Here is a 22926-nt window from a genome sequence, read left to right as displayed (position 1 = left end):
GTAAGAATGCAGGCGTGAGCAGCGAGAACGGACAGGCGGACGGGGGCGCGGAGGGCGCGCCGCCCGAGCAGCTCGCGCTCATCCGGGAGAGCGTGCGCAAGGCCAGGACACCCCGGGCCAAGCCGCGTACCTGGCGGGGGGCCGCGCTCGCCGAGCACCTGCCCGTCGCCCGGGTCCTCGTCGACAAGGGCGTGCTCCACCTCGACCGGTACTTCGACTACGCCGTGCCCGAGGAACTGGACGCCGACGCGCAGCCCGGGGTACGGGTGCGGGTGCGGTTCGGCGCCGGACGGCACCGGGTGCGCGAGGGACGGCGCGAGGGCGGCGGACTGATCGACGGGTTCCTCGTCGAGCGGCTCGCCGAGTCCGACTACTCGGGCCCCCTGGCGGCGCTGGCCCAGGTCGTCTCACCCGAGCCGGTGCTGAGCGGGGAACTGCTGGGGCTCGCCCGGGCGGTCGCCGACCGGTACGCCGGAAGCCTCGCCGACGTGCTCCAGCTCGCCGTGCCGCCGCGCAACGCCCGTGCCGAGCAGCGGCCCTCGCCCGCCCCGCTGCCGCCGCCCCCGGCACCCGAGCCGGGCTCCTGGGGCCGTTACGAACAGGGGGCGGCGTTCCTGGAGTCGCTGGCCGCGGGCGGCGCCCCGCGGGCGGTGTGGAACGCGCTGCCCGGTCCGCAGTGGAGCGAGGAACTGGCGCGGGCCGTCGCGGCGACGCTGGCCTCCGGGCGCGGCGCGCTGGTCGTCCTGCCGGACGGACGGGCCGTCGCCCGCGTCGACGCCGCGCTCACCGCACTGCTGGGCCGGGGGCGGCACGCGGTGCTCACCGCCGACGCCGGACCGGAGAAGCGGTACGCGCAGTGGCTCGCCGTGCGGCGGGGATCCGTACGGGCCGTCGTCGGGACGCGCGCGGCCATGTTCGCGCCGGTGCGGGACCTCGGACTGGTCGCCGTCTGGGACGACGGCGACGACAGCCACAGCGAACAGCACGCCCCGCAGCCGCACGCCCGTGAGGTGCTGCTGCTGAGGGCGGCGCAGGACGGGTGCGGGTTCCTCCTGGGGAGCTGGAGCTGCACCGTGGAGGCCGCCCAGCTCGTGGAGACCGGCTGGGCCCGACCGCTGGTCGCCGGGAGGGAGCGGGTGCGGGGCACCGCGCCGCTGGTGCGCACCGTGGGCGACGAGGACCTCGCGCGCGACGAGGCCGCCCGTGCGGCGCGGCTGCCGACGCTCGCCTGGCAGGCCGTCAGGGAAGGGCTGCGGCGCGGGCCGGTCCTGGTGCAGGTGCCCAGGCGGGGGTACGTACCGCGGATGGCGTGCGCCCGCTGCCGGGCACCGGCCCGGTGCCGGCACTGCTCCGGACCGCTGGAGGCGCAGGGCTCCGACGACCTGCGGTGCGGCTGGTGCGGGCGCGGGGAGAGCGGCTGGCACTGCCCCGAGTGCGGCGGATTCCGGCTGCGGGCCCAGGTGGTGGGGGCGCGGCGGACCGCCGAGGAACTGGGCCGCGCCTTCCCGGCCGTCCCGGTGCGCACCTCGGGGCGCGAGCACGTGCTGGACACGGTGCCGGCGGCGCCCGCGCTGGTGGTGAGCACGCCCGGCGCGGAGCCGGTCGCCGAGGGCGGGTACGCGGCGGCCCTGCTGCTGGACGGGTGGGCCATGCTGGGCCGCCCCGACCTGCGGGCCGGGGAGGACGCGCTGCGCCGCTGGATCGGCGCGGCGGCACTCGTCCGTCCCCAGTCGGCGGGGGGCACGGTGGTGGTGGTCGCCGAGCCGTCGCTGCGGCCCGTGCAGGCACTGGTGCGGTGGGATCCGGTCGGGCACGCGGTGCGGGAGCTGGCCGAGCGTGCCGAACTGGGATTCCCCCCGGTGTCGCGGATGGCGGCGGTGTCGGGGCCGGGGCAGGCGGTGGGCGAGTTCCTCCGCGCGGTCGAACTGCCGAGGGAGGCGGAGGTGCTGGGGCCGGTGCCGCTGCCGGTCACCGCCGCGGGGCGACCGCGGCGACCGGGGGGACCGCCTCCCGGGGAGCACTGGGAGCGGGGCCTGATCCGGGTGCCGCCGGGCAGGGGCGCCGCCCTGGCGAGCGCGCTGAAGGCCGCGCAGGCGGCGCGGACGGCGCGCGGCGGAGGCGAGGCGGTGCGGGTGCGGATCGACCCGCCGGACATCGGGTGAGGGACGCCGTGCGGTACGCCGCCGCCCTCCCGGAGGCGGTGCGTCCGGGAGGGCGGGTCCAGGGGGGTGAGCGGGCGGTTCAGCCGTTGCGGGGGCCGGGGAAGGCCGTCGGCCGTGGCTCGTCGCGGAGGGACGGGCTGCCCGCGGTGGGCTGGGTCGGCATGGAGCGGGTCTCGGGGACGGTCGGCACCGTGGAGAGACCGGCACCCACGTTGAGCGTACGGGTGCCCGACGGCTCCGCCGCGCGTTCGGCCTCGGCGGCCTTCGGCGCCTGCGCGGGGGCCCGGCGGGAGCCGTAACGGCGGTGCACCGCCTGCTTGGTGACGCCCAGTGCGGAGCCCACCGCGTCCCACGAGAAGCCCAGTGAACGGTCGAAGTCCACGGCCGCCGTGACCAGGGTCTCGACACTGTCCCGCAGCTCCTGGGCGAGACGGACCGTCGGAGCGGGGGCGCGCCCGTAGACGACGAAGCCTGTGGAGGGGCCGGAGCGGCGCGGACGGTAGACGTTGCCCAACTGGGCGGTGAGCGTGCGCAGTGCGTCCACCTGCCGGCGGACCCGCTCGATGTCCCGCACCAGCAAGTGCAGGCTGGCCCGAGCCTGGGCGTCGTGGGTTGCGTGGTCGGCCATGAACAAGCCTCTCGAACCGGCGTTGAAAGGAATGGGCCCGTGTCGGGGGCCCGTGGTCAACTCTTTCTTGACCAACGCGGATTCGCTCCGCGGGTCACGGGGTGGGGGCGCGGCGGCATATGCGTACGCCCCCGTGGGGTGCGTGCGCCTCGACCTCCGACGGCTCTCCCCGGCTTTCCCCGGCGCCTTTCGGCTCTCCCCGCACGGGTGCTTCGGTCACCGCCCCCATAGACTGGTGCGCCGCCCGTGTCCGTCCCTGCCCGAGAGGCCCGAAGCACCCCATGAAGCTCGTCTTCGCCGGTACCCCCGAGGTCGCCGTTCCCGCGCTGGACGCACTCCTCGCCTCCGGGCGGCACGAGGTGGCCGCCGTCGTCACGCGGCCCGACGCGCCGGCCGGTCGGGGCCGCAGGCTGGTCGCCTCACCCGTCGCCGAGCGGGCCGAGGAGGCCGGGATCGAGGTGCTCAAGCCGGCCAGGCCCAGGGACCCGGAGTTCCTGGAGCGCCTGAAGGAGATCGGCCCCGACTGCTGTCCCGTCGTCGCCTACGGCGCCCTGCTGCCCAAGGCGGCCCTGGACATCCCGGCCCGGGGCTGGGTCAACCTGCACTTCTCGCTGCTGCCCGCCTGGCGCGGGGCCGCCCCCGTGCAGCACGCCGTCATGGCGGGCGACGAGATCACCGGCGCCTCCACCTTCCTCATCGAGGAGGGCCTCGACTCCGGGCCCGTCTACGGCACCCTCACCGAGGAGATCCGCCCCACCGACACCAGCGGCGACCTGCTCACCCGGCTCGCCCTCGCCGGCGCCGGACTGCTCGCCGCGACCATGGACGGCATCGAGGACGGCACCCTGAAGGCCGTGCCGCAGCCCGCCGAGGGCGTCAGCCTCGCGCCCAAGGTCACCGTCGAGGACGCCCGTGTCGACTGGAACACCCCGGCGCTGCGGGTCGACCGCGTGGTGCGCGGCTGCACCCCCGCGCCCGGCGCCTGGACCACCTTCCGGGGCGAGCGGCTCAAGATCGTCCAGGCCGCCCCCGTGCCCGGGCGGACCGACCTCGCGCCCGGGGAGCTGGCCGCCGGCAAGAACAACGTGTACGTCGGCACCGGTTCGTACGCCGTGGAGCTGCTGTGGGTGCAGGCCCAGGGCAAGAAGCCGATGCGGGCGGCGGACTGGGCGCGCGGGGTGCGGATCGCCGCCGGGGAGGGCGTCGGCGCCTGACGCCGCGGGGCGGCGGTCCGCCCCGACGACGTAGGCTGGACCGCGCACCCCACCCCACTTCCGGAGCACCTTTTTCGTGAGCGACCAGCCCCGTCGGCCCCGCAAGCCCGCCAAGCCCTACCGCCGGCCCCAGAAGGACCCCGTCCGCATCCTCGCCTTCGACGCCCTGCGGGCCGTGGACGAGCGGGACGCGTACGCCAACCTCGTGCTGCCGCCGCTGCTGCGCAAGGCGCGCGAGAGCGGTGACTTCGACGCCCGGGACGCGGCGCTGGCGACCGAGCTGGTCTACGGGACGCTGCGCCGGCAGGGGACGTACGACGCGATCATCGCGGCCTGCGTCGACCGGCCGCTGCGCGAGGTCGACCCGCCGGTGCTGGACGTGCTGAGCCTGGGCGCGCACCAGTTGCTCGGGACGCGGATCCCGACGCACGCCGCCGTGTCCGCCTCCGTCGAACTGGCCCGGGTGGTGCTGGGCGACGGGCGGGCCAAGTTCGTCAACGCCGTGCTGCGCAAGGTCGCGCAGGACGATCTCGACGGGTGGCTGGAGCGCGTCGCGCCGCCCTACGACGAGGACCCCGAGGACCATCTCGCCGTCGTGCACTCGCACCCCCGCTGGGTCGTCTCCGCGCTGTGGGACTCGCTCGGCGGCGGACGGGCCGGCATCGAGGACCTGCTGCGGGCCGACAACGAGCGGCCCGAGGTCACGCTCGTCGCCCGGCCGGGCCGGGCCACCACCGGCGAACTGCTCGGCGAGGAGGCGGCCGTGCCGGGGCGCTGGTCGCCCTACGCCGTGCGGCTGACCGAGGGCGGTGAGCCGGGCGCCGTCGCGGCGGTCGCCGAGGGCCGGGCCGGTGTCCAGGACGAGGGCAGCCAGCTCGTCGCCCTCGCGCTCGCGAACGCGCCGGTCGAGGGCCGTGACCGGATGTGGCTGGACGGGTGTGCCGGGCCCGGCGGCAAGGCCGCGCTGCTCGGGGCGCTCGCCGCCGAGCGGGGCGCCGTCCTGCTCGCCTCGGAGAAGCAGCCGCACCGGGCCGGGCTGGTGGCGAAGGCACTGTCCGGCAATCCGGGGCCGTACCAGGTCGTCGCCGCCGACGGGACGCGGCCGGCGTGGCGGCCCGGCAGCTTCGACCGGGTTCTGGTCGACGTGCCGTGCACGGGTCTCGGCGCCCTGCGCCGCCGCCCCGAGGCGCGCTGGCGGCGCCGGCCGGAGGACCTGGACGGCTTCGCCCCGCTCCAGCGCGGACTGCTGCGCACCGCCCTGGAGTCCGTGCGGGTCGGCGGGGTCGTCGGCTACGCCACCTGCTCGCCCCACCTCGCGGAGACCCGGGCGGTGGTCGCCGACCTCCTCAAGCAGTTCCCGGACACCGGACTGGTCGACGCCCGGCCGCTGCTGCCGGGCGTGCCGGATCTGGGCGAGGGCCCCGACGTACAGCTGTGGCCGCACCTGCACGGGACCGACGCGATGTACCTGGCGCTCATCCGCCGGACCGGCTGACGCTCGCCTCCGGCCCCCGCCTCGGTCCCGTCGTCCCGGTCGTCCCCGTCGTCCCGGTCGCCCTCACAGTCCGGCCACCACACCCTCGGGCCCACGTCCGGGAACAGGGACGTGACCGGCACCGACCGCACGACGCAGGTGTCCGGCGGGACGCCCGGCGCGACCGCGAGGCCGGCCTCGGCGGAGGCGGCCCCGGGGAGCGTGCCGAGGGCGGCGAAGGTGCGGCCGGGACCGGGCCCGGCCGAGGTGCCGCCCGGGCCCGTGAAGCGCACGGCGAGCCCGTCGCCGCCCCCGCCGGCGTCGTCCCGGACCGGGTCGACCACGGGCGCGATCCGCTCCCAGCCCTTCGCGTCCGTCGCGATCGGCACGAAGACCCGCGCCGCACGCGGACCGGCCTCCCGGGCGTGGACCACGATGCGGGGATCCGCCAGGGCCGGAAGTCCTCGGAGATCTCCAGGACCCGGGGCGACTCCGCGGACCCCGGCGGCCGGGACGCCGCGTCGTCGTCCTGGGCGTCCGCCGGCCTCTGCGCGAGGGGCGCGGTCACGAACAGCACCGTCAGCCACAGCACCGGCACGGGCGGCGGCGTCGGAACATCCGATGAAAAACCAGGTCCGGACCGGGGGGAACATACGGGCGCGGGCATGGCAGGCTTGGTCCCATGGCCGTGCAGATCAATCCCAGCATCCTGTCCGCCGACTTCGCCCGCCTCGCGGACGAGGCCAGGGCGGTCGAGGGAGCCGACTGGCTCCACGTCGACGTCATGGACAACCATTTCGTCCCGAACCTCACGCTCGGCGTGCCGGTCGTGGAGTCGCTCGCCCGTGCGACGGACACCCCGCTGGACTGCCACCTGATGATCGAGGCCCCCGATCGGTGGGCGCCCCAGTACGTGGAAGCGGGGGCCGGTTCCGTCACCTTCCACGTCGAGGCGGCCACCGCACCGGTGCGGCTCGCCCGGGAGATCCGGGCCAAGGGCGCGCGCGCCTCCATGGCGCTCAGGCCCGCGACCCCCATCGAGCCGTACGAGGACCTGCTCCCCGAGCTCGACATGCTGCTGATCATGACGGTCGAGCCGGGCTTCGGGGGCCAGGCCTTCCTCGACATCATGCTCCCGAAGATCCGCCGCACCCGCGAACTGATCGACAAGCACGGTCTGGAGCTCTGGCTGCAGGTCGACGGCGGGGTCTCGGCGTCCACCATCGAACGGTGCGCCGACGCCGGCGCCGACGTCTTCGTCGCGGGTTCCGCCGTGTACGGGGCGTCGGACCCGGCCGAGGCGGTCCGTGCACTGCGCAACCAGGCCGAGGCCGCCACCGGCAAGGCGTCGTGGGCGTGCGACCACTGAGCGTCAGGAACGTGAACGGCTCCCAGCAGGGCTGATCAACCGCGCCGGATCTGCAAGGATGAACGGCGAATCCAGAGTGTGAACAGCAGTGAGGAGATCGCCGTGTCGGGTATGTCGGCGGGCCGGTCAGCCATGCGGATGGGACCCGCTGAGCTGGTGCAGGCGGCGGCCATGGCCCGCCGCTTCTACCTCGAGGGCAAATCCAAGATCCAGATCGCCGAGGAGTTCGGCGTCAGCCGCTTCAAGGTGGCCCGGGTCCTGGAGACCGCCCTCGAACGGGATCTCGTACGGATCGAGATCCGCGTGCCGGCCGAGCTGGACGCCGAGCGCTCCGACGCGCTCCGCGCCCGCTACGGCCTCAGGCACGCCGTCGTGGTCGAGTCCCCGGCCGAGGCCGAGGAGACACCCGACCCCGAGAACCTGGGAGAGGTGGCCGCCGACCTGCTCGGCGAGCTGGTCAACGAGGGGGACGTGCTGGGCCTGGCCTGGGGCCGGTCCACCATCCACATGGCGGCGGCCCTGGACCGGCTGCCGCCCTGCACGGTCGTGCAGCTGACGGGGGTGTACGACGCCGGGACCGCCGAACGCGGCTCGGTGGAGGCCGTGCGCCGCGCCGCGCAGGTGTCGGGCGGCGACGCCCACCCCATCTACGCGCCGATGCTGCTGCCGGACGCGGCCACCGCGGCGGCGCTGCGCCACCAGACCGGGATCGCGCGGGCCTTCGAGTACTTCGACAAGGTCACGGTCGCCTGTGTGTCCATCGGCTCCTGGGAGCCGGGCATCTCGACGGTGCACGACATGCTCAGCGACGAGGAGCGCGCGCACTACGCCTCCCTCGGTGTCGCCGCCGAGATGTCCGCGCACCTCTTCGACGCCGAGGGGCGCCGGGTCGGCCGGGACCTGGGGGAGCGGTGCATCACGGTCAAGACCGACCAGCTCCGGCGCGTCCCCGAGGTCGTCGCGATCGCGGGCGGACAGCGCAAGGGACCGGCGATCGACGCGGTGCTGCGCTCCGGGCTCGTCACCAGCCTGGTGACGGACACCTCGGCCGCGGACTACCTGATGACGGCGGGACCGACGCCGAAGCCGGCGCTCAACCGGGCCGACCCCGACGGAAACTGACGACCCCGCGGGAGGGGGCGGTCGCCGCCGCCCCCTCCCGCGGGCGGCCCCATCCCCCCTCCCGCTTTGGAGGTTCCTCCCGAGACCCCCTGACCTGCTTGGACGATGTGCCCGGGGACCGCATACCGGTCGACATGGGACAATGAAGTACGTGCTCTTCCCCCTGGCAGACCTGTCCGGGGGCCACCTCTGATCGACTGGGATGTGCAGCACGTGCGTTTCCTCAACGACATCCAGCCCGCGTACGACCTGACGTACGACGACGTCTTCATGGTGCCGAGCCGGTCCGCGGTCGGCTCGCGTCAGGGCGTGGACCTCAGCTCCCCGGACGGCACGGGCACCACCATCCCGCTCGTCGTCGCCAACATGACCGCCATCGCCGGGCGCCGCATGGCCGAGACCGTGGCCCGCCGCGGCGGTCTCGTGGTCATCCCGCAGGACATCCCGATCGAGGTCGTCACCGAGGTCGTCTCCTGGGTCAAGAGCCGCCACCTGGTGCTCGACACCCCCATCGTGCTGGCCCCGCACCAGACCGTCGCCGACGCGCTCGCCCTGCTGCCCAAGCGCGCGCACAACGCGGGCGTCGTCGTGGACGACGGGCACAAGCCGGTCGGCGTGGTCACCGACACCGACCTGTCCGGCGTGGACCGCTTCACGCAGCTCGAAGAGGTCATGTCCAAGGACCTGCTGCTGATCGACGCGGACATGGACCCGCGCGAGGCCTTCAACACCCTCGACCACGCCAACCGCCGCTACGCCCCGGCCGTCGACGGGGACGGCAGGCTGGCCGGCATCCTCACCCGCAAGGGCGCCCTGCGCGCCACGCTGTACACCCCGGCGACCGACGACCGGGGCCGGCTGCGCATCGCCGCCGCCGTCGGCATCAACGGCGACGTGGCGGGGAAGGCCAAGCAGCTGCTGGACGCGGGCGTGGACACGCTCGTCATCGACACCGCGCACGGCCACCAGGAGTCGATGATCAACGCCGTCAAGCTGGTGCGCGGCCTCGACCCGCAGGTCCCGATCGTCGCCGGGAACATCGTCTCCGCCGAGGGCGTGCGCGACCTCGTCGAGGCGGGCGCGGACATCGTCAAGGTCGGCGTCGGCCCCGGCGCCATGTGCACCACCCGGATGATGACCGGCGTCGGCCGCCCGCAGTTCTCCGCCGTCCTGGAGTGCGCGGCGGAGGCGAAGAAGTACGGCAAGCACGTGTGGGCCGACGGCGGTGTCCGTCACCCGCGCGACGTGGCGATGGCGCTCGCGGCCGGCGCGTCCAACGTGATGATCGGCTCCTGGTTCGCCGGGACCTACGAGTCCCCGGGCGACCTCCAGCACGACGCGAACGGCCGTGCCTACAAGGAGTCGTTCGGCATGGCCTCCGCGCGTGCCGTGCGCAACCGGACCTCCGAGGAGTCGGCCTACGACCGGGCCCGCAAGGGGCTGTTCGAGGAGGGCATCTCCACCTCCCGCATGTTCCTCGACCCGGCCCGGCCGGGCGTCGAGGACCTGATCGACTCGATCATCGCGGGCGTCCGCTCCTCCTGCACCTACGCCGGTGCCGCCTCCCTCGAGGAGTTCGCCGAGAAGGCCATCGTCGGCATCCAGAGCGCCGCCGGCTACGCCGAGGGCAAGCCGCTGCACGCCAGCTGGAACTGACGGCGCCCGCCTTCCCCCCCCCACGGCCCCCGCCGACCCCGCCCGCCGGGAAGAACGGGGGCCGTGGTGCGTCCGGGCCCGTACGGTCGTCGTCATGGGGATCACCGTCTGCCGGGCCGCGGACGTGGAACGGCTGGACCGGTACATCGGCTCCGCGGGAGCCACCTCCTTCCACGCCCGCCGGTTCGCGCGCCAGCGGGCCGGTGAGAGCACCTCCCCCGTCGTCTGGCTGGACGGACGGCCCGTGGGCCACGCGGAGGTGCGCTGGGGCGGCTGCGCGGACCCCGGTGTACGGGCCGCACGGCCGGGCTGCCCGGAGATCAACGGTCTCGGCGTCTGGCCGGAGCGCCTGCGCTCGCGGGGCATCGGCAGCGCGCTGCTCCGCAGGGCCGAGGCGCCGGCCCGGGAGCGCGGCCACACGGCCGTCGGTCTCGGGGTGGCGTCCGGCACACCCCGCGCGCGGGCGCCCTCTACGCACGGCTCGGCCACCGCCCCTCACCGACTACCTCGACCGCTGGACGTACCGGGACGCCGACGGGACCCGCCACGAGCGCGCCGATCCGTGCACCTTCCTGGTCAGGGAACTGCCCGCCGGGGAGCCGGCCTGACCCGCGGCCCGGCCCGGTCCGGACGCAACGGACGAAAGCCCCGGCGCAACGAACACCCGCTCCGGCGCGAGGAACGCAACGATCTTACGGCGGTGCGCAAGGTTGCTGCATTTCAGCAGCAACGCCCGACCTCGTAGGGTTACGCGCTGTACGTGGTGCGGCGGGGACTCCGCTCGACGGGTCCCGGCTGTCGCGGGGCGCCGCCGGTCCCCGCCGCGGAAGACCGGCAGTGACGAAGGAGCCAGCGCGTGCTCGACCAAGGCGCACCCCCGCACAACAGCAGGCCCACCGCGCCGTCCGCCTCGGGCGTCGGCGCGCGCCTGATGCGCCGCAAGCCCGTGGAACACCTGGTCGCCGAGGGTGGCCAGGGTGAGGGAGGCTCGCTGCGCCGCTCCCTCGGGCTGTGGCAGCTGACCATGATCAGCATCGGTGCCACCCTCGGCACCGGCATCTTCGTCGTCCTCGGCGAGGCCGTCCCCAAGGCCGGTCCGGCCGTCACCCTCTCCTTCGTCATCGCCGGTCTGACGGCCCTCTTCTCGGCCCTCTCCTACGCCGAGCTGGCGGGCACCATCCCGGTCTCCGGCTCCTCCTACTCGTATGCGTACGCAACGATGGGCGAGCTGGTCGCCTGGGTCTGCGGCTGGTGCCTGGTCCTCGAGTACGGCGTGTCGGTCGCCGCCGTCGCCGTCGGCTGGGGCGAGTACCTCAACGAACTGCTCGACGGCACCATCGGCGTCACCATCCCCGCCGCGCTGTCCGCCCCGCCCGGCGACGGCGGAGTCTTCAACCTGCCCGCGCTGATCGTGGTCCTGCTCGCCATGGCGTTCCTGCTGGGCGGCGCCCGCGAGTCCGCCCGCGCCAACACGGTCATGGTCATCGTGAAGATCGGCGCCCTGGTGCTGTTCTGCGCCATCGGCGTCCAGGGCTTCCGCTCCGGCAACTACGAGAACTTCATGCCGCTCGGCATGGCCGGCGTCAGCGCCGCCGGGGCGACGCTCTTCTTCTCCTACATCGGCTTCGACGCCGCCTCCACCGCCGGCGAGGAGGCGAGGAACGCCCAGCGCGACCTGCCCCGCGCGATCCTGCTGTCGCTCGTCATCATCACCGTGCTGTACGTCCTCGTCGCCGCCGTCGCCGTCGGCGCCAAGCCCTGGAAGAACTTCACCGACTCCGAGGCCGCGCTCGCCCAGATCATGCGCGAGGTCACCGGCCAGACCTTCTGGGGCACCCTGCTCGCGTTCTGCGCCGTCATCGCCATCGCCAGCGTCGTGCTGACCGTGCTCTACGGCCAGACCCGGGTCCTGTTCGCCATGGCCCGGGACGGGCTCGTGCCGAAGGCGTTCGCCAGGGTCCACCCGAAGACCGGCACGCCCCGCACCAACACCCTGATCGTCTCCCTGTTCTGCGGCGTGCTCGCCGCCGCGGTCCCGCTCGGCCAGCTCGCCGACGCCACCAGCATCGGCACCCTGTTCGCCTTCGCGCTGGTCAACGTGGCCGTCGTGGTGCTGCGCCGGACCCGCCCCGACATGCCCCGCACCTTCCGGGTGCCGCTGTCGCCGGTCCTGCCCGCGCTGGGCTTCGGCTTCTGCGTGTGGATGATGGGCAGCCTGTCCACGATCACCTGGGTGGTCTTCGGTGTCTGGATGGCCGTCGGGCTCGTGTTCTACTTCCTGTACGGCTACCGCCGCTCCCGGCTCGCCGCACCGGCCCCGTCAGAAGCGAAGTGAACCACCCGCAGTGCTGAACGATCTCGACGAACGCATCGTGCACGCCCTCGCCGAGGACGCCCGCCGCTCCTACGCGGACATCGGCCAGCTCGTCGGCCTGTCCGCACCCGCCGTGAAACGGCGCGTGGACCGGCTGCGCGCCACCGGGGCCATCACCGGATTCACCGTCCGGGTCGACCCGGCCGCCCTGGGCTGGGAGACCGAGGGGTTCGTCGAGATCTACTGCCGCAGCAACACCTCCCCGGAGACCATCCAGCGGGGTCTGGAGCGCTACCAGGAGGTCGTGGCCGCCTCCACCGTCACCGGTGACGCCGACGCGATCGCCCAGGTCTTCGCCTCCGACATGCGCCACTTCGAACGGGTCCTGGAGCGCATCGCCGGGGAGCCGTTCGTCGAGCGGACCAAGTCCGTGCTGGTGCTGTCCCCGCTGCTGCGGCGCTTCTCGTCGGGGTCGCCCACGTAGGGGGATCCGCACACGAGGGGAGACCCGCGGGGGAATCCGCGCGGGGGGAACCGCGAGAACGACGGGCCGGGCCCGCCCCGGCCCGTCTACCATCGGTGTCATGACCTGGCGACATTGATCCACCAGCCGTGCCTCCCGAGGGCCGCCTCGGGCGCCGTACGTCCTCCACGTCCGGTGTCCGAACCGCCCTCACGGGAAGGCCTCATGACTCTCACGCCCACGCACGGGCCCGACGTCCGCGTGCGACGTCTGACGACCACGCTGTACGGCTACGCGTTCCTCGAAGACTTCGTCCTGCTCTACCCGGTGTACGCGCTGCTGTTCAGCGACACCGGCCTCACGGTCTGGCAGATCTCCTCCCTGTTCGCCCTCTGGTCGGTCACCGGGGTGCTGCTGGAGGTCCCCTCCGGGGCCTGGGCCGACGCCGTCTCCCGCCGGCTGCTGCTGTGGCTCGGCCCGCTGCTCACCGCCGCCGGCTTCGCCCTGTGGGTGCTGCTGCCGTCGTACGGCGCCTTCGCGGTCGGCTTCGTCCTGTGGGGCGTCGGCGGAGCGCTCGGTTCCGGCGCGCTGGAGGCACTCGTCTACGACGAGCTGGAACGCCTCGGCGCGGCCGACCGCTACGCCCGGGTCATGGGCCGGGCCCGCGCGGCCGGACTGGTCGCCGTCATGGCGGCCATGGGACTCGCCGGCCCCGTGCTCGCCTGGGGCGGCCACACCGCCGTCGGCGCCGCCAGCGTGCTGGTGTGCCTGCTGGCGGCGGCCGCGGCCACCCGGTTCCCCGAGCACCGCTCCCCGGCCGCCGGACACGACGGCTGGACGGCGACCCTGCGCGCCGGACTCGCCGAGGCGCGCGCCGACCGGTCCGTGCGCGGGGCGCTGCTGCTCGTCCCGGCCGTGAGCGCCGTGTGGGGCGCCCTCGACGAGTACACGCCGCTGCTGGTCCGCGACACGGGCGTCGCCGACACGACGGTTCCCTGGCTGCTCCTGCTGGTCTGGGCCGGTGCCACCGCCGGCAGCCTGCTCGCCGGGGAGGGCGAGCGCCTCGGCACGACGGGGCTCGCGGCCCTGCTCGCGGGCGCCGGCCTCGCCCTGGCGGCCGGCTCGGTCGCCGGCACTCCGGCCGGACTCGTCCTCGTCGCCCTCGCCTTCGGCGGCTTCCAGGCGGCGACCGTGCTGGCCGACGCCCGGCTCCAGCGGCGCATCGAGGACACCGGGCGGGCCACCCTCACCTCGGTCGCGGGACTGGGCACGGAGCTGGCGACCGTCGCGGTCTTCGGCGGCTACGCGGTGATCGCCTCGGGGAACGCGCACAGCACCGCCTTCGCGGTGTTCGCGGTGGTCTATCCGGCGACGGCGGCGCTGCTGCTCGCGGGGGTCAGAGCGCGGGCTGCCAGGGCACGACCGTGAAGTCGCCCGTGCCCCGCTTCACCCGCTCGAACGGCGCCGAGCCCACGCACTTCGGCAGCCCCTCCGTCTCGGCCGGGCTGCCGGTCGCGGCCCAGCTGTAGCCGAGGCGGTCCCGGTGACCGGGGCCCCGGTCGTGGACGGTGACGCCGACCCGCTTGCCCCGGGCGCCGGGCAGGTCCGAGGAGGTGATGACCCCGCTGACGACGGCCACCTTGCCGCCGGTGAGCAGGCAGTCGACCTTCGCCTCCGCCCGGGCGCCCCTGCCGTTCAGGTAGTGCGCGAAAGCGAAGGTGCCGGTGGCCTCCAGCGGGTCGTCGCGGTCCTCCGCCGCCAGGTGCGCGTCGAAGGTGAAGGTGATGTCGTCCCCGGCCGAGCGGTACAGCTCGGCGGTCCCGGTGAGCGCGGCGGCCTCCCGGGGCCGCTCGGCCGGGGCGGCGGACGCCCGGGGGCGGTCCTGGGACGCGGAAACCGTCGCGGTGCTCGCGGCACCGGCGGTGAGCAGCAGCGCGACCCCGAGCAAGGCGGCCCGGGTGTGCTTCGTACGGCGGTTCACGGTGGGTCCTCTCCGCAGGTGAAACGGACGGTCACCACTGTCCCGGCGTCGTCCCGGACGCACATCGCACCCGGGGCGGGACCCGCCTCCCCCGTGCGGCGGGGAACGCCCGCCCCGGCCTGCGCCTCCGGGCGGGGCCGGGGTACGACGAGGGTCGCGCAACGAATCGCCGCCGACCCCGCCCCGGACGCAACGAACCGCTCACCGGCGCGCAACGGCTCCTCCTTGTCCGGCCGAGCCGGCCGACCGTACCGTCTATCTGGCCCCCGAACCCCCCGCGTACCGGTGAGGAACACGCATGCGCACCGCCCTGCTCCAGAGCTCCGGACGGCCCGGATCCGTCGCCGAGAACCTCAAGGTCCTCGACGAGGCCGCCGGCCGCGCCGCCGCCGCGGGCGCCGGGCTGCTCGTCACCTCGGAGATGTTCCTGACCGGGTACGCGATCGGCGACGACGTCGCCCGGCTCGCCGAGCCCGCCGACGGCGACGCGGCCGACGCGATCGCCGAGACGGCCACCCGGCACGGGCTCGCGATCGCCTACGCCTACCCGGAACGCGCCGGCGACACGGTGTACAACTCCGTCCAGCTCGTCTCCGCCGACGGCACGCGGCTCGCGAACTACCGCAAGACCCACCTCTTCGGCTGCTTCGAGCGCGACCACTTCACCCCGGGCGACCGGCAGGTCGTGCAGGCCGAGCTGAACGGCCTCACCGTCGGCCTGATGATCTGCTACGACGTGGAGTTCCCGGAGAACGTGCGCGCCCACGCCCTGGCCGGCACCGACCTCCTGCTGGTGCCCACGGCCCAGATGCACCCGTTCCAGTTCGTCGCCGAGTCGGTCGTGCCGGTGCGGGCCTTCGAGAACCAGATGTACGTCGCGTACGTCAACCGGGTCGGCCGGGAGGGCGAGTTCGAGTTCGTGGGCCTGTCCACCCTGGCCGGCCCCGACGGGGTCGCCCGCACCCGGGCCGGCCGCGCCGAGGAACTCGTCCTCGCCGACGCGGACCCCGTGTTCCTCGCCGCCTCCCGCGAGGACAACCCGTACCTGAAGGACCGCCGCCCCGGTCTCTACGGGTCCCTCGTCTGACCTTCTCCGCAGTACCCCCCCCCACGCAGTCTTTCTCGTGCAAGGAGTCCGTACCCCATGACGTCCACGGTGCCCAACGCCGTCGAGCACGCCGACGAGCAGCAGCCGCCGATCACCATGTTCGGCCCGGACTTCCCCTACGCGTACGACGACTTCCTCGCCCACCCGGCGGGCCTCGGGCAGGTGCCCGCGACCGAACACGGCACCGAGGTCGCGGTGATCGGCGGCGGCCTGTCCGGCGTCGTCGCCGCGTACGAGCTGATGAAGATGGGCCTCAAGCCGGTCGTGTACGAGGCCGACCGGATCGGCGGCCGGCTGCGGACCGTGGGCTTCGAGGGCTGCGACCCCTCCCTGACCGCCGAGATGGGCGCGATGCGCTTCCCGCCGTCCTCCACGGCGCTCCAGCACTACATCGACCTGGTGGGCCTCGAGACCCGTCCCTTCCCCAACCCCCTCGCCGAGGCGACCCCGTCCACCGTCGTCGACCTCAAGGGCGAGACGCACTACGCCGAGACCCTGGACGACCTGCCCCAGGTCTACCGGGACGTGGCCGACGCCTGGGCCAGGTGCCTGGAGGAGGGCGCCGACTTCTCCGACATGAACCGCGCCCTGCGGCACCGGGACGTCAAGCGCATCCGCGAGATCTGGTCGAAGCTCGTCGAGAAGCTCGACAACCAGACCTTCTACGGCTTCCTCTGCGACTCCGAGGCGTTCAAGTCCTTCCGGCACCGCGAGATCTTCGGCCAGGTCGGCTTCGGCACCGGCGGCTGGGACACCGACTTCCCCAACTCCATCCTGGAGATCCTCCGGGTCGTCTACACCGAGGCCGACGACCACCACCGCGGCATCGTCGGCGGCTCCCAGCAGCTGCCGCTCAGGCTCTGGGAGCGCGAGCCGGAGAAGATCGTCCACTGGCCGTACGGCACCTCGCTGAAGTCCCTGCACGTGGACGGCGAACCGCGCCCCGCCGTGACCCGGCTGCACCGCACCGCGGGCAACCACATCACGGTGACGGACGCGAACGGCGACATCCGCACGTACCGGGCGGCGATCTTCACCGCCCAGTCCTGGATGCTGCTGTCCAAGATCGCCTGCGACGACTCGCTGTTCCCGATCGACCACTGGACGGCGATCGAGCGCACCCACTACATGGAGTCCAGCAAGCTCTTCGTGCCCGTCGACCGGCCCTTCTGGCTGGACAAGGACGAGGACACCGGCCGGGACGTCATGTCGATGACGCTCACCGACCGCATGACCCGCGGCACCTACCTGCTGGACGACGGCCCGGACAAGCCCGCCGTCATCTGCCTGTCCTACACCTGGTGCGACGACAGCCTGAAGTGGCTGCCGCTGTCCGCGAACGAGCGGATGGAGGTCATGCTGAAGTCGCTCGGCGAGATCTACCCGAAGGTCGACATCAGGAAGCACATCATCGGCAACCCGGTGACGGTCTCCTGGGAGAACGAGCCCTACTTCATGGGCGCGTTCAAGGCCAACCTGCCCGGCCACTACCGCTACCAGCGGCGCCTGTTCACCCACTTCATGCAGGACCGGCTGCCCGAGGACAAGCGGGGCATCTTCCTCGCCGGCGACGACATCTCCTGGACGGCCGGCTGGGCCGAGGGCGCCGTCCAGACCGCGCTGAACGCGGTCTGGGGCGTCATGCACCACTTCGGCGGCGAGACCGACCCGACCAACCCGGGCCCCGGCGACCTCTACGACGAGATCGCCCCGGTGGAGCTCCCGGAGGACTAGAGGTGCCGTCCGGCGACCACGCCGGACGGCACGTACGGACTCCGGCCGCCCCGCCCTCTCGTGGACCTGCGCGGCGACGTCCTCGAGCTCCTCGGCGTCCCGTGCGGCCCTGCCCTGGAGGGGGCCGCGATCGGAGCCGTCGCACGTCGCGGTCGCGTACTGCGCGTTCGCCCGCAGGACCGTCCGGATCGGCTCGGGGCGTCCGCGCTCGGCCGCCGGGTCCCGCAGTTCCCGCCACTGCGCGGCGACGGCCTCGGCGCCCGTGCCCGCCGGCATCCGGCCGTCGGCGCGGTCGACGAGGCGCCGCCGCGCCCTGCGCTCCTTTGCGAGAGGTCCACTCCTGTCGAGCGCACAACGCTCGCAAGGGAGTTCGGGAAGGGGCGGCCGGCACGGCGCGGGAGCGGCGCGGAAGCGGCCGGATCAGTCCGGCAGCGGGGTGAGCAGCATGCGTCCGGCGAAGCCCACCGCCGTGTCCAGGCGTTCGGTGAACTCCCCGGCGATGTCCGGCAGTCGGCGCAGTGCCCACAGGGCACGGGCCGCCGTCCAGGCGGCGTCCCGGGCGCGCTCCAGGCTCCAGGCCCCGAGCAGGTGGGTCAGCGGGTCGGCGATCCGGAGCAGATCGGGGCCCGGCATCAGCTCCTCGCGGATGCGTTCCTCCAGCGAGACGAGGAGGTCGCCCACCCGGTCGAACTCGTCCTCCAGATCGACGGGTTCGCAGGCGAGGGTACGACAGGTGTCCACGACGGCGAGCGCGAGATCGTGGCCGATGTGCGCATTGATCCCCGCCAGCGCGAACTGCAGGGGACGTACTCCGGGGTGGCGGCGGAACTGGAACAGCGGACGCCAGCAGGCCGGTGGCCGCCGCTCCTTCGCCACCGCGTCGACCGCGTCCAGATAGCGCTCCGCGAACCGCACGTCCAGCGTGATCGCCGCCCGGGCGTCCGTGAACCGGCCTGCGTCGACGCACCCGTCCACGGCCTCGGTGACCGCGAGGTAGACGCGGTTGAACACCGCGACCCCGTCCCGCGCGGGCAGGGCCGCGTCGAGGGCGCGCATGCGGGAGACGATCCCGTCCACGGGGGTGAGGACTTGCTCGCAGTGCGCCATGAGCGCAGAGTCCCACCTTTAGGGTGGGACCGAAGGCGACGGGCCCGGCGCTTCCCCGGATCGGGGGAACCCGCCCGTCGCGGGGGAGGGGGGAGCAGCACTGTGTCAGGCTCGCGTGCCCAGCGCCTGGCCGCGCGGAGGGCCCAGCGTCGAGGCGCCGCCCGGCGCGGCACGATGGTCGCGGCGGCTTCCGTGGTGGTCGCCGTCGGCAGCGTCACCGGCATGATGGCGGCGGCCGGCGACGGGGACGGCCCGGACGTGGCGAGGCCGCAGGTGACCTCGTCGCCGCTCCTGGAACCGCTGCCCGCCGTGCCGTCGCCCTCCCCGTCGGTGACCGGGTCCCCGTCTCCCACGGCGAAGGCGAGCCCGAAGAAGAAGGCGAGCCCCCGGCCGTCCGCGTCGAGGACCGGGCGGAAGCCGCAGGCGGCCCCCGCGTCCACCCGTCTCTACCTCCACCCCGAGTCCCAGGTGCTGGACTGGGTGCGCGGCAACCCCGACGACCCGCGCCGGGAGGTCATCGAGTCCCGGATCGCCGACCGGCCGGCGGCGGTGTGGTTCGCCGACTACTCCCCGGACACCGTCACCTCGCGGGTGCGCGCGGTCACCTCGGGCGGTGCCGCGCAGGGGCGGGTGCCCGTCGTCGTGCCGTACGCGATACCCGACCGCGACTGCGGCGGGCACTCCCAGGGCGGGGCGCCCGGCCTGGACGCCTACGACGGCTGGATCGACCGGTTCGCCGCCGGGCTGGGGACCGGCGAGGTCATCGTGATCCTCGAGCCGGACTCCATCGCCCAGTCCGAGTGCCTCTCCGCCGGCGAGCGCGCCGACCGGTTCGCCTCGCTGGCCCGTGCCGGGCGGGTGCTGAAGGAGGCCAACCCCAGGGCGCGCGTCTACTACGACGCCGGGCACTCCGGCTGGAACGCGCCCGCGAAGCAGGCCGGTTGGCTGCGCCAGGCCGGGGCCGCCTCGGCCGCCTCCTCCGACGGCGTCTTCAGCAACGTGTCCAACTTCCACGACACGGCCGACGAGGTCGCCTACGACCGGGCCGTTCTCGACGCCCTCGGCGGTCCGCCCGGTCTCGGCGCGGTGATCGACACCAGCCGCAACGGCAACGGCGCCCCGGCCGACGGCGAGTGGTGCGACCCGGCGGGCCGCAAGCTCGGCCGTGCCCCGACGCTCAGCACCGGAGAGTCGGGGATCGACGCCTACCTGTGGGTGAAGCTGCCGGGGGAGTCGGACGGCTGCAAGGGGGCGCCGGGCACCTTCACCCCGTCGTACGCCTACGACTTGGCGCGCTGAGGACCCTCGCCGCCCGGGTCGCCCCCGTCGCCGGTGTCGTAGGAGGAGGTGCCCTCGTCGAGCAGCGGCTCCTGCGTCTTGAGGTGGGCGGGCGCGAAGGCGCGCAGCGCGTGGTAGCCGGTGATGACGACGAGCGTGCCGAGCGCGATGCCGCTCAGCGAGAAGGTGTCGGTGAACTCCATCGTGACGTTGCCGACGCCGATGATGATGCCCGCGGCGGCCGGCACCAGGTTCAGCGGATTGCGCAGGTCCACCTTGGCGTTGATCCAGATCTGGGCGCCGAGCAGGCCGATCATGCCGTACAGGATGACGGTGATCCCGCCGAGCACGCCGCCCGGGATGGCGGCCACGACCGCGCCGAACTTCGGGCACAGGCCGAACAGGAGGGCGAAGCCGGCGGCGGCCCAGTAGGCGGCGGTCGAGTAGACGCGGGTCGCGGCCATCACGCCGATGTTCTCGGAGTAGGTGGTGTTGGGCGGGCCGCCGACCGCCGTGGACAGCATCGAGCCGACGCCGTCGGCGGAGATCGCCGTGCCGAGCTTGTCGTCGAGGTCGTCGCCGGTCATCTCGCCGACCGCCTTGACGTGTCCGGCGTTCTCGGCGATCAGCGCGATGACCACCGGCAGGGCGACCAGGATCGCCGACCACTCGAAGGACGGGCCGTGCAGGGTCGGCAGGCCGATCCAGTCGGCCCGGCCCACCCCGGACAGGTCGAGGCGCCAGTGGTCGGTGACCTGGCCGCTCGCGTCCGCCGAGTGGATCTTGCCGAAGAGCCGGTCCAGGGCCCAGGAGAGGGCGTAGCCGAAGACCAGCCCGAGGAAGATCGCGATCCGGGACCAGAAGCCGCGCAGGCAGACCACCGCGAGGCCGGTGAACAGCATCACGAACAGGGCGGTCCACTGGTCCTGCGGCCAGTACGTGGCGGCCGTCACCGGCGCCAGGTTGAAGCCGATCAGCATGACGACCGCACCGGTGACGATCGGTGGCATCGCCGCGTGGATGATCCGCGCCCCGAAGCGCTGCACCGCGAGACCCACCAGGAACAGCGCCGCCCCGACCACGAACACCGCGCCGGTCACGGTGGCGCTCGACCCGCCGTCGGCCCGGATGACCGCGGCGACGCCGACGAAGGAGAGCGAGCAGCCCAGATAGCTGGGCACCCGCCCCCGGGTCGCCAGCAGGAAGACGACGGTCGCGACCCCCGACATCATGATCGCGAGGTTGGGGTCCAGGCCCATGAGCACCGGCGCGACGAAGGACGCACCGAACATGGCCACGACGTGCTGGGCGCCGAGTCCGGCGGTGCGGGGCCAGGAGAGCCGTTCGTCGGGGCGGACCACCGCCCCCGGCGCCGGGGTGCGTCCGTCGCCGTGCAGTGTCCAGCGGACGCCGAGATTCATGGGCTGTCGCTTTCGTCGTACGTGCAGCGTGTCCGGACCATTGTCGGGGGTGGGCGGGGGTGCTCCGGACCGCCCGCCGGGCCCGTCCGCCCCGGGTGAGCGTCTGCTTAGGATGAGGGCGCGCCGCTGTTCGTTGTAGGCGGCACTCATCCCGTACCTCCCAGGAGCCCCGCCGTGACCGCCGAAGCCCCGACCGCCCCCGCCCCGTCCCACGGCCGGTTGATCCCCGTGACCGTCCACTTCGACGACCTCGACGCGCTGGGGCTGCTGCACAACGCCCGCTATCCGCTGCTGGTCGAGCGGGCCTGGACCGAGCTGTGGCAGGAGAAGGGCATCCGCTTCGAGGGCGACTGGGCCGCGGCCGGCGACGCCTGCAACGCGGTCAAGGAGTTCCGGATCGGCTACGAGGCGCCGGTCACCCGGCCCGGCGCCTACGCCGTCCACCTCTGGCTGGACCGGCTCGGCACGACCGGGCTGACCTACGGGTTCCGCTTCTGTTCGCGGGACGGCGCGGTGACGTACGCGCGGGGCAGCCGGGTGCTGGTGCGGCTGGACGCCGGGACGCTGCGCCCGGCGCCCTGGAGCGAGGCGTTCAGGGCCGCGGGTCGGGAACTGCTGCGTCCGGACGCGTGATCTTCGTGCGGTCGCCGGCGCGCAGCACGCCCGCGAAGCCGGCCAGGCCGCACGACAACACCGTGACCAGGACGAACGACACCATCAGGCTGGTCGCCTGGGCGAGCAGCCCGATCGCGCTCGGGGCGATCAGCCCCGAGGTGTAGGTGATGGTCGCGACGCCCGCGATGGCCAGGCTCGGGTTGGAACCGCTGCGGCCGGCCGCGGCGAAGCACAGCGGCACGACCACCGCGATGCCCAGACCCATCAGGGCGAAGCCGCCCATCGCCGTCGCGGGGTGCCGCGCGAGGACGATCAGCAGTCCGCCGAGGACGGCGAGCACACCGCTCACGCGGACCGTGCGGACGGCGCCGTAGCGGTCCACCACCCGGTCCCCGGCGATCCGGGCGATCGCCATGGTCAGCGTGAAACCGGTCGTGCAGGCGGCGGCGAGACCGGCCGAGGTGCCGAGCTGGTCGCGCAGGTAGACCGCCGACCAGTCCAGGCTCGCGCCCTCCGCGAAGACCGCGCAGAACCCGATCGCGCCGATCAGCAGCGCGGAGCGCGGCGGCAGTGCGAACCGCGGCGGCGGCTCCTCGTCCTCGGCGGGCTGCAGGTCCAGCACCCAGGCACAGGCGGTGACGCCCACCGTCGTCAGGACGGCGGCCGCGAGCACGTGGTGCAGCCGGGCGTCCGCGCCGAGGTGCGCGGCGAGCGTGCCGGCCGCCGAGCCGACCAGGGCGCCGGCGCTCCACATGCCGTGCAGCCCGGACATGATCGACTTGTCGAGGCGGTTCTCCACCTCCACGCCCAGCGCGTTCATCGCCACGTCGGACATCCCGGCCGTGGCGCCGTAGACGAACAGGGCCAGGCAGAGCGTCAGCAGGTTCGGGGCGAGGGAGGGAAGGACCAACGACAGGGTCCACAGGGCGATCAGGCCCCGCAGGGCGGTGCGGGCGCCGAAGCGGTGGCTGATGCTCCCCGCGAGCGGCATCGCGACGGACGCGCCGAGCGCCGGGAAGGCGAGCGCCAGCCCGAGCTGTCCCGCGCCGACCCCGGCGTGGTCCTGGATCCACGGGACGCGGGTGGCGAACGAGCCGGTGACGGCGCCGTGCACGGCGAACACGGCGGCCACGGCGTACCGCGCCCGCCTCACCTCGAGCCGCCCGTGGACCACTTCGCTCATCGTCCCGCCCCTTCGGTCGTCCGTCCCCTTACGCGCGGCCGTAAACTATCAGGGTCCCTGCCTGAAAGATAAATGGTGTACGGCTGACCCCGCGCTG

General features: G+C 74.0%; 18 protein-coding genes and 2 pseudogenes. 14 read left to right on the top strand and 6 right to left on the bottom strand.

Annotated features, from left to right (window positions below):
• Nucleotides 1–14: 14 nt before the first annotated feature.
• Entirely contained in the window at nucleotides 15–2162 is a 2148-nt protein-coding gene (locus tag FHS37_RS22885) for a primosomal protein N' (protein WP_184824268.1), read from the top strand.
• Between the two features lie 79 nt (nucleotides 2163–2241).
• Here FHS37_RS22885 and FHS37_RS22880 read toward each other — a convergent pair whose 3' ends face one another.
• Nucleotides 2242–2790, bottom strand: coding sequence for a hypothetical protein (locus tag FHS37_RS22880; protein WP_184824266.1), 549 nt, complete (start codon nucleotides 2788–2790; stop codon nucleotides 2242–2244).
• 281 nt (nucleotides 2791–3071) lie between these two features.
• Between FHS37_RS22880 and fmt the strand changes: the two genes are divergently transcribed.
• Nucleotides 3072–4004, top strand: coding sequence for a methionyl-tRNA formyltransferase (gene fmt, locus FHS37_RS22875; protein WP_184824264.1), 933 nt, complete (start codon nucleotides 3072–3074; stop codon nucleotides 4002–4004).
• A gap of 76 nt (nucleotides 4005–4080) precedes the next feature.
• On the top strand, nucleotides 4081–5499 hold the full coding sequence (locus FHS37_RS22870) for an RsmB/NOP family class I SAM-dependent RNA methyltransferase (protein ID WP_184824262.1): 1419 nt from the start codon (nucleotides 4081–4083) through the stop codon (nucleotides 5497–5499).
• Between the two features lie 239 nt (nucleotides 5500–5738).
• On the opposite strand, the pseudogene FHS37_RS39775 reads toward FHS37_RS22870, so the two are convergent.
• Nucleotides 5739–6076: pseudogene (locus tag FHS37_RS39775) on the bottom strand (hypothetical protein); the annotation flags it as partial.
• 84 nt (nucleotides 6077–6160) lie between these two features.
• Here FHS37_RS39775 and rpe point away from each other — a divergent pair.
• From rpe to FHS37_RS22835, 7 genes and pseudogenes are all read left to right on the top strand, one after another.
• Entirely contained in the window at nucleotides 6161–6847 is a 687-nt protein-coding gene (gene rpe / locus FHS37_RS22865) for a ribulose-phosphate 3-epimerase (RefSeq protein ID WP_184824260.1), read from the top strand.
• 78 nt (nucleotides 6848–6925) lie between these two features.
• Nucleotides 6926–7969, top strand: coding sequence for a sugar-binding transcriptional regulator (locus FHS37_RS22860; RefSeq protein WP_184824258.1), 1044 nt, complete (start codon nucleotides 6926–6928; stop codon nucleotides 7967–7969).
• Nucleotides 7970–8182: 213 nt separating this feature from the next.
• Nucleotides 8183–9625 carry a GuaB1 family IMP dehydrogenase-related protein gene (locus tag FHS37_RS22855; RefSeq protein WP_184824855.1) on the top strand — a complete coding sequence of 481 codons (1443 nt, stop codon included), beginning with the start codon at nucleotides 8183–8185 and terminating at the stop codon, nucleotides 9623–9625.
• A 94-nt stretch (nucleotides 9626–9719) separates the two neighbouring features.
• Nucleotides 9720–10233: pseudogene (locus tag FHS37_RS22850) on the top strand (GNAT family N-acetyltransferase).
• 248 nt (nucleotides 10234–10481) lie between these two features.
• Nucleotides 10482–11960 (top strand): amino acid permease, encoded by a 1479-nt coding sequence (locus FHS37_RS22845; protein WP_184824256.1) that lies wholly within the window; start codon nucleotides 10482–10484, stop codon nucleotides 11958–11960.
• Between the two features lie 10 nt (nucleotides 11961–11970).
• Nucleotides 11971–12423: an Lrp/AsnC family transcriptional regulator gene (locus FHS37_RS22840; RefSeq protein WP_095748338.1), complete on the top strand. Its 453-nt coding sequence runs from the start codon at nucleotides 11971–11973 to the stop codon at nucleotides 12421–12423.
• 204 nt (nucleotides 12424–12627) lie between these two features.
• Nucleotides 12628–13830 carry an MFS transporter gene (locus tag FHS37_RS22835; protein WP_184824254.1) on the top strand — a complete coding sequence of 401 codons (1203 nt, stop codon included), beginning with the start codon at nucleotides 12628–12630 and terminating at the stop codon, nucleotides 13828–13830.
• Here FHS37_RS22835 and FHS37_RS22830 read toward each other — a convergent pair.
• Nucleotides 13799–14383, bottom strand: a complete 585-nt coding sequence (locus FHS37_RS22830; protein WP_184824252.1) for a Repetin — start codon at nucleotides 14381–14383, stop codon at nucleotides 13799–13801. The two genes, FHS37_RS22835 and FHS37_RS22830, sit on opposite strands and share 32 nt — an antisense overlap.
• A 298-nt stretch (nucleotides 14384–14681) precedes the next feature.
• Here FHS37_RS22830 and FHS37_RS22825 point away from each other — a divergent pair, with 298 nt between their 5' ends.
• Both FHS37_RS22825 and FHS37_RS22820 read left to right on the top strand, forming a co-directional pair.
• Nucleotides 14682–15470: a carbon-nitrogen hydrolase family protein gene (locus FHS37_RS22825; protein ID WP_184824250.1), complete on the top strand. Its 789-nt coding sequence runs from the start codon at nucleotides 14682–14684 to the stop codon at nucleotides 15468–15470.
• Nucleotides 15471–15527: 57 nt separating this feature from the next.
• Nucleotides 15528–17225 (top strand): flavin monoamine oxidase family protein, encoded by a 1698-nt coding sequence (locus FHS37_RS22820; RefSeq protein WP_184824248.1) that lies wholly within the window; start codon nucleotides 15528–15530, stop codon nucleotides 17223–17225.
• Nucleotides 17226–17645: 420 nt separating this feature from the next.
• Here FHS37_RS22820 and FHS37_RS22815 read toward each other — a convergent pair whose 3' ends face one another.
• On the bottom strand, nucleotides 17646–18332 hold the full coding sequence (locus FHS37_RS22815) for a DUF5995 family protein (RefSeq protein ID WP_184824246.1): 687 nt from the start codon (nucleotides 18330–18332) through the stop codon (nucleotides 17646–17648).
• Nucleotides 18333–18506: 174 nt separating this feature from the next.
• Here FHS37_RS22815 and FHS37_RS22810 point away from each other — a divergent pair, with 174 nt between their 5' ends.
• The gene (locus FHS37_RS22810; RefSeq protein WP_184824853.1) at nucleotides 18507–19631 is read left to right on the top strand and encodes a glycoside hydrolase family 6 protein; all 1125 of its coding nucleotides are present in this window, start codon (nucleotides 18507–18509) and stop codon (nucleotides 19629–19631) included.
• On the opposite strand, the gene FHS37_RS22805 is transcribed toward FHS37_RS22810, so the two are convergent.
• The gene (locus tag FHS37_RS22805; protein ID WP_184824244.1) at nucleotides 19613–21031 is read right to left on the bottom strand and encodes a uracil-xanthine permease family protein; all 1419 of its coding nucleotides are present in this window, start codon (nucleotides 21029–21031) and stop codon (nucleotides 19613–19615) included. The genes FHS37_RS22810 and FHS37_RS22805 overlap by 19 nt on opposite strands.
• Nucleotides 21032–21205: 174 nt before the next feature.
• Between FHS37_RS22805 and FHS37_RS22800 the strand changes: the two genes are divergently transcribed.
• Nucleotides 21206–21664 carry an acyl-CoA thioesterase gene (locus FHS37_RS22800; RefSeq protein WP_184824242.1) on the top strand — a complete coding sequence of 153 codons (459 nt, stop codon included), beginning with the start codon at nucleotides 21206–21208 and terminating at the stop codon, nucleotides 21662–21664.
• Here FHS37_RS22800 and FHS37_RS22795 read toward each other — a convergent pair.
• Complete coding sequence (locus tag FHS37_RS22795; protein WP_184824240.1) at nucleotides 21624–22829, bottom strand: MFS transporter; 1206 nt, start codon at nucleotides 22827–22829, stop codon at nucleotides 21624–21626. The genes FHS37_RS22800 and FHS37_RS22795 overlap by 41 nt on opposite strands.
• Nucleotides 22830–22926: the final 97 nt, after the last annotated feature.

The sequence above is a fragment of the Streptomyces griseomycini genome (genome assembly GCF_014203535.1).
Classification (GTDB): Bacteria; Actinomycetota; Actinomycetes; order Streptomycetales; family Streptomycetaceae; genus Streptomyces; species Streptomyces griseomycini.
This window is presented reverse-complemented; position numbering and strand designations above follow the sequence as displayed.

What these genes read in the sequence shown, in the direction of transcription:
- FHS37_RS22880 (WP_184824266.1), bottom strand. Translation starts at nt 2,790, where the DNA reads ATGGCCGACCACGCAACCCACGACGCCCAGGCTCGGGCCAGCCTGCAC.
- fmt (WP_184824264.1), top strand. Translation starts at nt 3,072, where the DNA reads ATGAAGCTCGTCTTCGCCGGTACCCCCGAGGTCGCCGTTCCCGCGCTG.
- rpe (WP_184824260.1), top strand. Translation starts at nt 6,161, where the DNA reads ATGGCCGTGCAGATCAATCCCAGCATCCTGTCCGCCGACTTCGCCCGC.
- FHS37_RS22835 (WP_184824254.1), top strand. Translation starts at nt 12,628, where the DNA reads ATGACTCTCACGCCCACGCACGGGCCCGACGTCCGCGTGCGACGTCTG.
- FHS37_RS22825 (WP_184824250.1), top strand. Translation starts at nt 14,682, where the DNA reads ATGCGCACCGCCCTGCTCCAGAGCTCCGGACGGCCCGGATCCGTCGCC.
- FHS37_RS22820 (WP_184824248.1), top strand. Translation starts at nt 15,528, where the DNA reads ATGACGTCCACGGTGCCCAACGCCGTCGAGCACGCCGACGAGCAGCAG.
- FHS37_RS22815 (WP_184824246.1), bottom strand. Translation starts at nt 18,332, where the DNA reads ATGGCGCACTGCGAGCAAGTCCTCACCCCCGTGGACGGGATCGTCTCC.
- FHS37_RS22810 (WP_184824853.1), top strand. Translation starts at nt 18,507, where the DNA reads ATGGTCGCGGCGGCTTCCGTGGTGGTCGCCGTCGGCAGCGTCACCGGC.
- FHS37_RS22805 (WP_184824244.1), bottom strand. Translation starts at nt 21,031, where the DNA reads ATGAATCTCGGCGTCCGCTGGACACTGCACGGCGACGGACGCACCCCG.
- FHS37_RS22795 (WP_184824240.1), bottom strand. Translation starts at nt 22,829, where the DNA reads ATGAGCGAAGTGGTCCACGGGCGGCTCGAGGTGAGGCGGGCGCGGTAC.